The 13,151-nt window shown below is 63.6% G+C and carries 9 protein-coding genes and 2 pseudogenes; 6 read left to right on the top strand and 5 right to left on the bottom strand.

The features are described from left to right. Positions 1-71: 71 nt before the first annotated feature. From ACLQ7E_RS17130 to ACLQ7E_RS17120, 3 genes and pseudogenes are all read left to right on the top strand, one after another. A complete protein-coding gene (locus ACLQ7E_RS17130; RefSeq protein ID WP_411733777.1) occupies positions 72-977 on the top strand; it encodes a potassium channel family protein in 906 nt (301 codons plus the stop codon). 1,433 nt (positions 978-2,410) lie between these two features. Then, the gene (locus ACLQ7E_RS17125; protein ID WP_411733776.1) at positions 2,411-3,760 is read left to right on the top strand and encodes a sensor histidine kinase; all 1,350 of its coding nucleotides are present in this window, start codon (positions 2,411-2,413) and stop codon (positions 3,758-3,760) included. A 152-nt stretch (positions 3,761-3,912) separates the two neighbouring features. Then, positions 3,913-4,050, top strand: a pseudogene (locus ACLQ7E_RS17120) (DNA polymerase V subunit UmuC); the annotation flags it as partial. Positions 4,051-4,391: 341 nt separating this feature from the next. Here ACLQ7E_RS17120 and ACLQ7E_RS17115 read toward each other — a convergent pair. Then, positions 4,392-4,941 (bottom strand): annotated as a pseudogene (locus ACLQ7E_RS17115) (Na+/H+ antiporter NhaA); the annotation flags it as partial. A 187-nt stretch (positions 4,942-5,128) separates the two neighbouring features. Here ACLQ7E_RS17115 and ACLQ7E_RS17110 point away from each other — a divergent pair. Continuing rightward, positions 5,129-5,554: a universal stress protein gene (locus ACLQ7E_RS17110; protein ID WP_411733775.1), complete on the top strand. Its 426-nt coding sequence runs from the start codon at positions 5,129-5,131 to the stop codon at positions 5,552-5,554. A gap of 304 nt (positions 5,555-5,858) precedes the next feature. Continuing rightward, positions 5,859-6,311 carry a universal stress protein gene (locus ACLQ7E_RS17105; RefSeq protein WP_411733774.1) on the top strand — a complete coding sequence of 151 codons (453 nt, stop codon included), beginning with the start codon at positions 5,859-5,861 and terminating at the stop codon, positions 6,309-6,311. A gap of 596 nt (positions 6,312-6,907) precedes the next feature. On the opposite strand, the gene ACLQ7E_RS17100 is transcribed toward ACLQ7E_RS17105, so the two are convergent. After that, entirely contained in the window at positions 6,908-7,639 is a 732-nt protein-coding gene (locus ACLQ7E_RS17100) for a hypothetical protein (protein ID WP_411733773.1), read from the bottom strand. Between the two features lie 218 nt (positions 7,640-7,857). Here ACLQ7E_RS17100 and ACLQ7E_RS17095 point away from each other — a divergent pair, with 218 nt between their 5' ends. After that, the gene (locus ACLQ7E_RS17095; RefSeq protein ID WP_411733772.1) at positions 7,858-8,319 is read left to right on the top strand and encodes a hypothetical protein; all 462 of its coding nucleotides are present in this window, start codon (positions 7,858-7,860) and stop codon (positions 8,317-8,319) included. 128 nt (positions 8,320-8,447) lie between these two features. Here ACLQ7E_RS17095 and ACLQ7E_RS17090 read toward each other — a convergent pair whose 3' ends face one another. From ACLQ7E_RS17090 to leuS, 3 genes are all read right to left on the bottom strand, one after another. Then, positions 8,448-9,101: a helix-hairpin-helix domain-containing protein gene (locus ACLQ7E_RS17090; protein WP_411733771.1), complete on the bottom strand. Its 654-nt coding sequence runs from the start codon at positions 9,099-9,101 to the stop codon at positions 8,448-8,450. A gap of 230 nt (positions 9,102-9,331) precedes the next feature. Beyond that, positions 9,332-10,483 carry a DegV family protein gene (locus tag ACLQ7E_RS17085; RefSeq protein ID WP_411733770.1) on the bottom strand — a complete coding sequence of 384 codons (1,152 nt, stop codon included), beginning with the start codon at positions 10,481-10,483 and terminating at the stop codon, positions 9,332-9,334. Between the two features lie 22 nt (positions 10,484-10,505). Further along, positions 10,506-13,022 (bottom strand): leucine--tRNA ligase, encoded by a 2,517-nt coding sequence (leuS, locus tag ACLQ7E_RS17080; RefSeq protein WP_411733769.1) that lies wholly within the window; start codon positions 13,020-13,022, stop codon positions 10,506-10,508. Positions 13,023-13,151: the final 129 nt, after the last annotated feature.

Below are 13,151 nucleotides of genomic sequence, written 5' to 3'. Positions count from 1 at the left end.
GAGCACTCCACGTCCGACAGCACCGCGCGCTGTGGACAGGCATTGGGATTGCCTGGACCGTATGCTGAGGCATGGACTTCACTGACATCGTGGGAACTACCATCGGTGCAGGACTGATTCTGCTGATGGTCGCCGACGTCTTTCATACATTGCTTTATCCCCATGGCATGGGGCCGGTCTGCAAGGTCATCATGCGCGGACTCTGGCTACTTTCCAGACGACTCCGTGGCCGTGCCTCCCCCGTGGCCGCACCTGTGGGCATGGCTGCAGTGATTGGCGCCTGGGCATCCTTATCGATCATGGGGTGGGCCCTGATATACCTTCCGCATTTGCCGGCCGGATTCGTTTACTCCCACGGCGTGCCACAAACCGGAGACCTCACCGAAGCCATCTATCTCTCGATGGTCAGCCTATCCACTGTCGGCTACGGCGAGATCGTTCCGGCGACGCCTTGGCTGCGGTTGGCCATGGCGGCCCAAGCCGTGACGGGTTTCGGGTTGCTCACGGCGACGGTCTCCTGGATTCTGCAGACCTACCCCGCCCTGAGTCGTCGACGATCCCTGGCCCACGACCTGAACTTGTTCCGCGAGGCAGCCGGTCCCCTGGGCGTCTCGGCGCTGGAACCCGGGCATGCCGCGGCACTGCTCGAATCACTGGCCAGAAACATCTCCACGGTCAGCATTGACCTGCTGGCATTCAATGAAACCTACTACTTCAACGAAACAAAGCAGCGGGGGTCCCTGCCTACCACCCTCGCCTACGCCCAGCAGCTGGCCACCGATGCCCTGGACAGCACCAACGCCGATCTGCGGTTCTCTGGCCGCATGCTGCATGCGGCGCTCGAAGACCTAGCCGAAGTCCTGCGCGGAAAATTCGGCCACGAGGGGCCCACCTCATCCGAGGTCTTTCACAGCTACGAAACACGCCACAGGCACCGCAGGAATCCTGACGGCGAGGCAACTCGGCAGAAGCGATAGTCGACATCACGATGCCCGGCGGCGGACGACATCTTCTTCCATAGCGAACACACTGCTACCCCAGGGCCGACGAGAATTTGCGTTGGGAAGCGCATTCTGCTGTGCCCCGCCGCACATGGCAGGGTTTTTGCAGGCAGCCTCGCGTCAAGCTCTAGGAATTGCTCGTTTCCTGCAGCCCCAGGCACCTCGCTGGTTCGGGGAGGCAGCCATGATTTCGGTTGGGCGAACCAAGATCCCCGCTAAGGGGTGGTGGCCTCCGTGGCCGGGAGGTGGGGATCACACAATCCGTCGACGAGGTAGAAATCGCGCGGATTCCTTCCCTGCAAGCCAGGAGGGGCGGAGGCTCGCCCACTGGCCCAATATCCGCAGGCTTCCTCGCTCACGGCCAAGTCGCGTTCCACCCGCGAGCGATACCATCTCGAGGTGATTTCCCCTTCGACGTAGGTGCAATACCCGTGAAGCGTTCCATGGCGGTCATCGAATGCGGAAAGAGCAAACACCACATCCGGCCAGCTGCCCAGCTCATATCCGGGCCGCCCCCAGCGCGGAACCTTGGTCCAGGGGTGCCTCAGCATCAGTGGCCAGTCAATACCGTCACCGTCGAGCGAGCACTGCGGCTAGGACGGAGGCGGCGAGGATGGCGACCTTCGCATGGTCGTTGGCGGGGTTTCCGCCCACAAGGGGTGTTATTGCAATTGTTGTCCAACATTGACCGTAAGAAAAGGGCGGAACGCTCTGGACATGCGCTCCGATGCCTCCGGCATATGTCGCGGCCTTGTGGTTTCGCGGCCCAGTGCCCACGATGTGGACATCAGAATCTGTCTGGCCGAGAATCGCTCTAATCAGTTCACGAACCTCCTGATCACCCTCAATAACAACAGCAACCCGGGAATCGTCCATAGCCATCCCTGATCATTTGAGTGAAATCTGTCGTTGACAGAGAGACTTTTGAGCACTGGAAATATGTGCTCATTTGCACCGTATGACATCATTACTACCTGTTGCCCCGAAAATTATCCGGTGCGCCAGGCAGGGTCCCCTGACACGTCACGGCACGATCGATCCATGGATCCCTGGGCGCGACGCATGCCACAGATGGAAGTCCCATGACTCAGTCCAGAACAGCCGGTTTGGTTCAGCGTCACTTCCATGCCCGTTCCTTGCGGGTTAGGGTCATCCTTTCCCAAGCACCGCTCAGCCTGACGGTAATTTTAATGGTGGTCCATGCCGGTGCCTTTTTCCCGCAGATTTTCACCAGTCCCATCTTTGCCGCTGGCCTATGGCTGCACACCGCCATCTTTGTCCTCTGCTTTGTGGTTCCGTGGGACAGGCTCCCGCATCCCACCTTCCTAGTCGTTCCGTACCTGGATTTTGTGGCTGTTGGATTTACTCGCGAGGGCAGTCTTCCGTACGCAACGTCGGCTGGATTGCTTATGCTGTTTCCTGTCTTTTGGCTCTCTGCCTCGGGTCTGGCGCACAAGACGGCAGTTTTCAGCAGCCTGCTGGGAACTTTGTTGATCATCTGGACCCCGCTTATCCTTGTCGGCACCCCGGTAACGGCGGAGCAACTGAGCAAGCCCCTGCTCTTCCCGTTCATGATGGCCGGCTTTTCCTTCGCTGTGGTGAGCATGACAGCACACCTGGACCGCCAGCGTCTGGCCGTTCTCGCCAAGGATGTCCAGCTGCGCGCCGCGTTGGATGCCAGCCGCCGGCGCGAACGGCTTCTCTCCACTGTCCTGGACGCGATCCCCGTGGGCGTGGTGGTGGTGGATGCTCAGGGCCATCACCAGTTGATGAACTCCACCCAACAGACCTTCCAAGCCTTTGCCGTCCCCGATCACGTAGAGGATCCTGCCGAGAAGGACCTTTTGCTCTTTGGATCGGACAAGGTGACCCCTTTGGGGGCCGAGGCTCGCCCCGTACGCCGCGCCGTTTTGGGCGAGTCCTTCACCAACTGCGACCTCTGGGTCGGCTCGGGCGACCGAGCCCGCGCCTTCTCCACCACTGCCCGCACCATGAAGGATGCTGATGGCAACTACGATGGTGCTGTCATTTCCTTCCACGACATTACGGACATGCTTGCCGCGCTGGCCGCCAAGGATGACTTCGTTGCCAGGGTCTCCCATGAATTTCGAACACCGCTGTCCTCCATCCTTGGCTATGCAAGCCTGATCATGGACGACGGCCAGGACCTCCCCTCCGAGGTAACCAGCTCCCTAGCCGTCATCGAACGTAACGCCGAACGCCTGCTGGGTCTTGTCAATGACCTGCTGGCCACAAAATCCATGATATTCCAGCCCGCTCCCACCGACTTTGCCCAACTAGTAGCGCACAGCTTGGCGGCAGCAGCCCCTTCGGCAACCGCAAATGCGGTCACCTTACACAGTTCGGTCGAGGGTCCCATGCCTGTCGTCGTTGACGCCGGGAGAATCGGACAGGTGCTGGATAACCTCATCTCCAACGCCATCAAGTACTCGCCCGATGGGGGCGCCGTCACCGTGCGGGCGTGGACCGAGGGCGAAGAGCTCCTGTGTACAATCCAAGACACAGGAATAGGCATGAACAACACCGAGCAGGCAGAAGCATTCACCAAGTTCTTCCGTGCCGACCTGGCCCTGAAGCGCGCCATCCCCGGTCTCGGCCTAGGCCTACTGATCACCAAATCCATCGTGGAAATGCACGGCGGGGCCATTAGTTTGCAAAGCGCGCCGGGAGCCGGGACCACTATCCGCTTCACCCTGCCACAGTCCGTATCCACGCACGGTGTACTCCACGACCGCTAGAGAGTCTCTCCCAATGGTTGTCTTCGGGGTTTGGGACTATTGATGGCTGTCTTCCCGCTAAGCTATGTTGCCTGCTGTCCACAGACAGCCTATGGCCCTTTTTGTCATTTTCCTCAAATGGCGAATGCACTGGTTATCCAAAGTCGTCTGCACTGGACTGCACTGCGCTGGGCCGTCCGTTGGCGGAAGGGCGCCCGGTCATTGTCCTTTCCAACAACGACAGTTGCGCCGTGGCGCGGTCCTCCGGGACAAAAGCGTTGGGCATCCCGATACGTGAGCCATGGTTCAAGCACAAGGCCCGTGTCGACCGGATATAGGTAATGCGCGGTATTCGGATTCGCGCTATTTGAGCTGCTTTGGCAGAGGTCCGGGTCGGTCCCGGTCGGAGCAGCATTGGAATGAATCCCGCTCCGGGCGACGCCGAAATCATTTCCGCGAGCCCATGGTGATCAAATACGGCCGTCTGGTTTTCGGTGCCCGTGTCGGTCATGTGGTTCCGCGTCGTTGTGTCTTTCGCTGATTGCCGTTCCCGTGTCCCTGCCGATGAAGGCTTGGGTATCGGGGGAAGGATGTTGGGAAGGGGTGCCGTCCGTTATCGGACTGCTGCCACGTTCATGGGGCCTGGACGGTTTCACTGCCCCCGCTGGTAGTCATCCGGGATTCCGTCCGCGTCCGCGTCGATGGCTTCCTGGGCCTGCAGTCTCTTGTATTGCCGGTTCCGGCTGCCGAGCAGGATCGAGGCGAGCACTGCGGCCAGGACAGAGGCGGCGAGGATGGCGACCTTCGCATGGTCGTTGGCGGGGTTTCCGAGTCCGAAGCTGAGTTCGGCCACGAGCAGGGAGACGGTGAAGCTGATGCCTGCCAGCAGGCTCACCCCCCAGCATGTCCACCCATTTGAGTTCGGGGTCCAGGGTAGCCTTGGTGAATTTGGAGGTCAGCCAGGTGGCGATGAGGATGCCGATGTCCACGGGGTCGGTGAAGGCAGAGCGCAATCCGTCGATTCCTCCCCCGGCGACGCCGGCGGAGAAGAACGCGAACACCGGCACGGCGAAACCGGCCGAGAGCGGGCGGAAGCGGTGCTCGAAGATCTCGGCCAGCCCGGGGCCCTCGGGGCGCACCCCGTGCCTCGTGGCGCGCAGGACCGGAACGGTGAAGTCCAGGGCGGCTCCAGAGACCGCTGCGCAAAGCATCCGACCGGCCATTGGCTCTGTGCTGGAATGGGCCGATGCAGCTGTCATTGGAACCGCCGACCACCTAGAACGACCAAGTCCCAAAAGCCAGGATCTGCGGAGGTATAGTGAGGTCCGGCGGCACCCCTGAGCGGTTTCGTCGAACAATCCGCCCTTGTGAGGAAATGAGTTCACCACCATGGAAAACACCCCGCGCAGCAAGATCGTTGTCGGCATCGACGGGTCATCTGAGTCGGTCAACGCACTACGCTTCGCATCGGACCTTGCCTCGGCAATGGGCCACGATCTGGTGGCCTTCGCTTCCTGGCTCCCGCGCCTTGTCCTGGAGGACTATACCCCCGAGTGGGCGCCAGAGCAGGACGCCCGCGAGAACTTAGATAAGGCAATTGAGCAGGCCTTCGGCGCGGACGTCCCACAAAACCTGCAGCGCGAAGTCATTGTGGGACCGGCGGCTCCCAACCTGCTCAAGGCCTCAAAGGATGCCGCAATGGTCGTGCTGGGCACTCGCGGCCGCGGCGGCTTCAAGGGCTTGGTCATGGGATCGGTCTCCAGCTCGCTGGCCGCCCACGCCTCGTGCCCGGTGCTGATCCACCACGGCGAATAACAGGCGCTACACCACTGGGCAATACCAGGCGACGGATCCCTTGTGGGCACCCCCGGGGATTTTCCGTTGCAACGATCTCCACCTTGATAGCCGGATGACCTATCGCGAGAGCCGGTACGCTGATCTTGCGGCCTCTTCAATCCGCACGGCAGGCCCCTGTAGATCGTGAAGTAGTGACTCTCAGGAAGGCCGGGGCAACCTGCACCGGCGGATCTCTACTTGTCTGGACGAAGGGGGTCCCCTGGTGTTCCAACGGTGCGGTGAGTAGCTTGGGAAGATCAACCCCTTGGCATTGGAGGCTTCCATGAGACTTGGATCCGGAATATCGAGAATTGTAGTGGGCGTGGACGGGTCGTACGCTTCCCTCGAAGCACTCCGGCACGCCCAATACCTTGCAGGCTCCTTGAACGCCCACATCGAGGCCATCAGCTGTTGGGACTACCCCCGGATGTATGACAGCTACATACTCGCGGGCATCGAGGGGTTCAAGGAAGGCGCCGAGAAAGTCTTGAACCAGGCGATCACTAGCGTTTTTGGAACGGACACACCAAGCAACCTCACGGTCAGCCTGGTACAGGGGGATCCCAGGTCCGTGCTCATCAAAGCCGGCAGGAATGCCGACCTGCTCATAGTCGGCCGCAAAGGCCACGGCATGCTCACTGGCCTGCTCACTGGTTCGGTCAGCTCGTTTTGCATCGCGCACGCCACATGCCCAGTCTTGGTCGCCCCTACCCCTGATAATGCAGAAAATGAATGATCTTACCCGAGGCACCGAACTGCCGACTTACCCGAATGACGACACGGGCATTATCCAACGAACTAGGCGAAGTCTCCGAGAACCTCACCGTTTCGGGTACGTCCCAACAGACCACATTCAGCTCTGCATGTTCATGGAGAACTCTGTCGAGTATGTGAACACGCCCTGATCCTTCGGATCCTAGCGTGAGTTTCCCGGCTATTTCGTCTTCGAGGGCCCCGACAGAAAATGTTCCGCGGAAGTAGCGGGCGGGTCAGGGCCTTCGCTTTGCCTTAATGTGAATGACCTAAAGTATGACTTATGGCATGGCCATGGACAAGAAAATGATCCAGGGCAAACCGTTCTGTTACCTCCGCGAAATGGCCCGGGTGGACGGGAAACCGAAGATGGTTTCCGGACGGTACCTGGGCAGTGCCAAGGAGATCGAGAAGCTCCTTGACGCCAAGGAATCCGCGGTCGTTCCGGAGAAGACCCGGCACCTGGGGTTCGCGGATTTCGCCGCGGTCTGGGGGCATCCTGCAGCATCTGGACATCGCCGGGTTCATCGACGACGTCGCCGGCCAGCGACGTACAGACGCCGGCGCTTCGGTGGGCACCTACCTGTCCTTGGCGTCGTTGAACCGGGTCGTGGCCCCCATTTCAAAGGCCGGCTTCAGTGACTGGTGGAAGACCACCGCGGCGGACCGCTTCACCAAGATCCCCCATCGGTGCTGGATCACCGCAGGCTCTGGAAAGCCGCCCACCACCCGTCGTTGGAGCAGGTCGCGGTGATCGAGGAACGCATCGCGTTGGCGACGATCACCGAATTCAACCTGGATATTTCCGCCCTGGCGCTGGTCATGACCAACTTCGCCACCTACATCGATTCCGCCGACGACAAAGCGCCGATCGCCCAGCGAGGCAAGGCCAAGCAGAAACGCACCGACCTGCGCCTGGTCGGCCTCGGACGGGTGATCACCCGCGATGGCGACATTCCGCTGCTGGCCCACGCCTATCCGGGAAACAAGCCGGACGTCACCCAGTTCCCGCTGATGATCGATGCCTTGGGAGCCCGGCACCGCAAACTCGCCGACATCGCCGGAAGCGGCGACAGCCCCGAGACGATCGTGGTGTTCGATGCCGGACAGAACTCGGCCTCCAACTTCGCCCGGGTCACCGACATCGACCTGGAATTCGTCGGCTCCAACCCGCCGTCCCACGTCGCGGACCTGCTCACGATCCCGGCCACGGACCGCGCCATCGTGGACGAGGCCCACTTCGGCGGGCTCAGTGCGGCCGAAACCCGGCGGGTGGTCTACGGGACCGAGCGCCGGGTGATCCTCACCCACTCGCCGACCCTCCACGAGAAGCAGGTCGCAGGCTTTGTCCAGTCATTGGCCAAGGCCCAGGCCCAGGCCCAGGCTCGCGGACCTCGCCGTCACCCTGGCCCGCGGCAAGACCCGCCGCACCACCGCCGAACTCACCGACCACATCTCCTCCATCACCCGCGACTCTTGGCTCCGCCGCGTCCTTCACTGCGAACTGGCCGGCCGCCCACCGCCTCACGGTGGGAATCAACGAGACAGCCCGCCAGGAACTTCAGGACGAGTTGTTCGGCAAAAGGGTCCTGGTCACCACGCACGAGGACTGGCCCGTGGACGACGTGGTGGAGGCCTACCGGTCCCAGTCCGATGCCGAATTCGGATTCAGGCAGCTCAAGGACCCCCACGTCGTCTCGTTCTCATCGATGAACCACTGGACCGAGCACAGCATCCGCGTCCACACCTTCACCGGCGTCCTGGCCGTGCAGATCGCCCACCTGATGCGCCGCGAAGCCGAGACTGCCGACGAACACCACTCGGTCCGCGAACTGCCCGAACGGCTGGGAAGCATCCAGGAAACCGTGATGATCTATCCCTCCACCGGTGGCCACCCCAAGGCCCGACGCATACTCACCGAGGAAATCGACACCCACGCCAACCTCGCCGAGGTCCTCAACCTCGGCAAGTGGGCCCCGAAGAAAAGTTAGGTCATACACTTCCGGTCATTGGAAACCGACTTTGACTAGGCATAAAAGGAGTTTCGGACCGAATAGCTAGGAAATTCCCGTTAGGAGCCCGGAGAATTTGCCGCCGGCCCGGCCACTCCCCGGGGCACTCATTCAAAGACCACGTGTTCGCGGAGGTTCCCCATCAGGGCCGGTCCAATGCCGCTGACAGCATCAAGTTCGCCGAGGTTCTTGAAAGGTCCGTTGGCCTGACGGAACTCCAGGATCCTCCCGGCCAGCGACGGCCCGATTCCCGGCAGCTCCTCCAGTTGTGCCTGCTCGGCGGTGTTCACATTGATTTTCCCCGGCGGCGCGCCTGGCCCGCCCGCGCCGTCCGAACCGCCGGAAGCCTGGACCCCGGGCGCCGGAACCTGCCCGGTCTCGCCACGGCGCGGGATGCGAATTTGTTCGCCATCACGGATCTGTGCCGCCAGGTTGATCGCCTCGGGGGCGGCATCCTTCGCCAGCCCGCCAGCCAGATCCACCGCGTCAAGCACCCTGGATCCCAGCGGCAGGGAATACACCCCGGGCTTATTCACGGCTCCAACCAAGTGGACCACTGCGCTGGCGCCGTTCCCCGACGGGCCGACGACTCCCGGTTCCGGCGGGTTTTCCTCCGGCTCCGGGGTCCCCCGCGGTTCCAGTGGGGCATCTTGGGCACCCGGATCCACCGCTGGACCCGTCTGGGCGGTCTCCGCCACTTCCAAGGGGATGGATTCCGCGCTGTTTGGAGCTCGCGGGGGCGGGTTGAACAGCAACGACACCGAGATCCATGTAAGTGCCCCTAGAATCAAGACGATCGCCGCCGACCTGCCAATGAGCACACGCAGGCGACCCGGGACCGGAGCCAGGTTGCTCCTTGCGGCATGATCCACCCACTCATGAGAGCCCATGCACTCCAGTGCACACGATCCTGAGGTCCGTGCTGCCCTGTCAGTGCCCTGCTGTGGAGAACCACGACGCGTTGCCGCTTGGGAAGGGCAGCAAAGGGTTGCTATTTCGTCCCGGGGACCTCGTGGGCGCCCGGCTCGACTGGCGTTGCGGGCCCTTTGGTACCTTGCGACGAGGGTGCAGCCGCGCGGCGGCCCTTAGGTTCGGGCTTTGCCTTAGGTTCAGGTTTGGGCTTGGGCTCCGGCCGGGGCTTGGATTCGTGGCGGGTAGGTCCGGGTGCCGGTGGCGCGATGCCGCCGGAAATGGCCACGGCCAACACGCCGACCCCGGTGTGGGCGCCGAGCACCGCGGGGACCGGGACGGCCAGGACCTCGAACAGCGAGGCGCCGGCCAGTTCCTGCACGATTTCCTCGGCGGCGTCTTGGTTCCCGAAGTAGTGCACCGCCAGGCGCGCCGCCGGTCCCCGCGCCGCTGCTTCGTCGCGGGCAATGGTCACCAGCCGGGCCAGCGTGCGCGAATGGGTGCGCACCTTTTCGTGGGCGACGATCTGCCCGTCGCGCACCGAAAGGATCGGCTTGACGTTCAGCAGTGTGCCCAGCACCGAGGCCAGGGTGCCGATGCGTCCGCCGCGGCGCAGCTGTTCCAGCGAGGGAACGGCGAAGTACACATGGTTTTCGGCAGCGCTCTTGGCAACTGCCTCAAGCTCGCCCAGCGGCGCGCCGGCGGCTGCAAGCTCCACGACGTCCATCACCGCAAATCCCTGGGCCAGGGCCACGGTGTGCGAATCGACGACGATGACAGGCACCGGCGAGGATTGGGCGGCCAGTCGGGCGGCATCAACGGTCCCGGAGAGCACCGAGGAGAGGTGGATGGAAATGATTTCCTTCACCCCTGCTTCGGCGAGCTCCTGGTAGGCGCGCAGCATCTGCCCGGGGGCCGGTCGCGAGGTGCGCACCGCCTTGCCCATGGCCAGGCCCAGGGCCAGCTCGGTGGGCACGTCGTCGGTGCCCTCGGAAAAGATCTGGTCATCGACCATCACCGGCATGGGCACCACACGCAGGAAGTGCGCGTGCTCGCGTGTCCAGGCCTCGGGAAGCGCGGCGGCCGAATCGCTGACCACTCCCACGGGCACGAAGCCCCGGGGCGGGGAGGTCAGGCGCGTTGGATCGGTGCCGCGCTGCCGCCACAGCCTTCCCATCCAACCGCCGGCGCGCGTGGGCCTCGATGGCTGGATGGGAAGCTGGGACGGGTCCATCTCTGTAGGGTACCTGCCTCGGCTAGGAGGCGGGTACCACGTTGACCAGTTTCGGTGCACGCACGATGACCTTGGCGATCGCCGCACCGTCGAGGTAGCGGACCACCGCCTCGTCGGCCAGGGCCAGTGCCTCGAGTTCCTCGGCGGTGATGTCCACCGAGACCTCCAGGCGCGCCCGGACCTTGCCCTTGATCTGCACGACCGCCGTGACGGTGTCCTGGACCAGCAAGGACTCGTCGACCGCCGGCCAGCCGGCGTTGGCGACCGAGGGCTCGTGGCCCAGCGCCGCCCACATGTCCTCGGCCGTGTACGGGGCGAAGAGCGAGAGGATGACCGCGACGGCCTCCGCGGCCTCGCGGACCGCCGGATCCGCGGCACCGGCGCCGGAGTCGATGGTCTTGCGGGTCGCGTTGACCAACTCCATCAGCTTGGCGACGACGACGTTGAACTTGCCGCCCTCGAGCATTCCGGCAGCCTCGTGCACCGCCTTGTGGGTGACCTGGCGCAGTGCCTTGTCACCGTTGGCCGGGTCCGTGCCCGGTTCGTTGTCGACGTCCTGCGCCATGCGCCAGGCGCGGGCCAGGAACTTGGAGGAACCGCCCGGGGACACATCGGCCCAGTCCACGTCGTCCTCCGGCGGGGAGGCGAAGATCATGGTCAGCCGCACTGCATCGACGCCGAACTTGTCCAGCTGCTCGCCCAGGTCAACGCCGTTGCCCAGCGACTTGCTCATGGCCTTGCCGCCGTTGAGCACCTGTCCCTGGTTCAGCAGGGCGCTGAAGGGTTCCTTCACGTCGATCAGGCCCAGGTCGAAGATGACCTTGGTGAAGAAGCGCGAGTAGAGCAGGTGCAGGATGGCGTGCTCGACGCCTCCCACGTACTGGCCCACCGGCATCCAGTCGCGCACCGCCTGCGGGTCGAAGGGACCCTCGGTGTACTGCGGGGAGACGAAGCGCAGGAAGTACCAAGAGGAGTCCACGAACGTGTCCATGGTGTCGGTGTCGCGCTTGGCGGCGCCGCCGCACCTCGGGCAGGCAACGTTGACCCATTCCTCGGCAGCTGCCAGCGGGCTGGTGCCCTTGGGGGCCAGCGCCTCGCCGCGCAGGTCATCGGGCAGGCGGACCGGCAGCTGGTCATCGGGAACCGGGACCTCGCCGCACTCGGTGCAGTGGATGATCGGGATCGGGGTGCCCCAGAAGCGCTGGCGGGACAGCAGCCAGTCGCGCAGGCGGAAGTTCACGAACTTCTCGCCGGTGCCGGCCGCCTCGACGATCTCGATGGCGCGGGCAATGCCCTCGGCCTTGGGCAGGCCATCCAGTTCGCCGGAGTTCACCAGCGTACCCTCGCCCGAGGTGGCGACACCGGTCTGCACAGGGTCTTCCTCGCCGGTGTCCAGCACCACGCGCACGGGCAGGTCGAAGGTGCGGGCGAAGTCCAGGTCGCGCTGGTCGTGCGCGGGCACGGCCATGATCGCGCCGGTGCCGTATTCGGCCAGCACGTAGTCGGCTGCCCAGACCGGCAGCTTTTCGCCATTGAGCGGGTTGATCGCGTAGCGGCCGGTGAACACGCCGGTCTTCTCGCGCTCGGTGGCCTGGCGCTCGATTTCCGAGAGCCCCTTGACCTTGTCCTGGTAGGCCTCCAGGGCCTCGCGGTGCTCCTCGGTGACCAGTTCGCCGGCAAGCTCGGCATCGGCTGCCACCACGAAGAAGGTGGCGCCGTGCAGGGTGTCGGGGCGGGTGGTGAAGACCGTGGTCTTGTGCGCTTCCTTGGACTCGGTGGCCTCGATGACGAAGTCCACGTGGGCGCCCTCGGAGCGGCCGATCCAGTTCTTCTGCATGGCCAGCACGCGCTCGGGCCAGTGGCCCTTGAGCTCTTCCATGTCATCGAGCAGGCGGTCGGCGTAGTCGGTGATCTTGAAGTACCACTGGTTCAGCGACTTCTTGGTCACGATGGTGCCGCAGCGTTCGCAGGCGCCGTTGACTACCTGTTCGTTGGCCAGCACGGTCTGGTCGGTCGGGCACCAGTTCACCGGGTGGTTCTTGCGGTAGGCCAGGCCCTTTTCGTAGAAGCGGGTGAACAGCCACTGCGTCCAGCGGTAGTACTCCGGGTCCGAGGTGTGGATGCGGCGGGACCAGTCGGCCGAGATCGCGTAGCGCTTGAAGCTGGCTGCCTGGGTGTCGATGTTCGCGTACGTCCACTCCGAGGGGTGGGCATTGCGCTTGATGGCGGCGTTTTCGGCGGGCAGCCCGAAGGAGTCCCAGCCGATGGGGTGCATCACGTCGTAGCCCTTTTGGCGCCAGTAGCGGGAGACGACGTCCCCCATGGCGAAGGCCTCGGCGTGGCCCATGTGCAGGTCGCCGGAGGGGTAGGGGAACATGTCAAGCACGTAGCGGCGTTCGGCACTGCCGTCGTCCTTGGGCGTGAAGACGCCGAGTTTGTCCCATACCGGAGCCCACTTCGCTTCCATGTCCTGGAAGCTGTAGGCCGCTGCGGTGGACTCGTTGTCCGCGGTATCGGTGCCGGTGGGCTGGGTGCTCACTATCGTGTTTCGCCTTCTTTTGTTCATGCGCCTGTGGGTGGAACGTGGCCGGCTTGCAGGTCAGTGGGTGCATCGGCGGCAAAGGCGCCCTGACACACAAAAGCCCCTTGCATGCAAGGGGCGGCCGCA

The organism is Paeniglutamicibacter sp. (assembly GCF_046714615.1).
Taxonomy (GTDB): Bacteria; Actinomycetota; Actinomycetes; order Actinomycetales; family Micrococcaceae; genus Paeniglutamicibacter.
The sequence above is the reverse complement of the archived record's forward strand: the minus strand, read 5'-3'. Positions and strand labels throughout refer to the sequence as shown.

What these genes read in the sequence shown, in the direction of transcription:
- ACLQ7E_RS17130 (WP_411733777.1), top strand. Translation starts at nt 72, where the DNA reads ATGGACTTCACTGACATCGTGGGAACTACCATCGGTGCAGGACTGATT.
- ACLQ7E_RS17125 (WP_411733776.1), top strand. Translation starts at nt 2,411, where the DNA reads ATGCTGTTTCCTGTCTTTTGGCTCTCTGCCTCGGGTCTGGCGCACAAG.
- ACLQ7E_RS17110 (WP_411733775.1), top strand. Translation starts at nt 5,129, where the DNA reads ATGGAAAACACCCCGCGCAGCAAGATCGTTGTCGGCATCGACGGGTCA.
- ACLQ7E_RS17105 (WP_411733774.1), top strand. Translation starts at nt 5,859, where the DNA reads ATGAGACTTGGATCCGGAATATCGAGAATTGTAGTGGGCGTGGACGGG.
- ACLQ7E_RS17085 (WP_411733770.1), bottom strand. Translation starts at nt 10,483, where the DNA reads ATGGACCCGTCCCAGCTTCCCATCCAGCCATCGAGGCCCACGCGCGCC.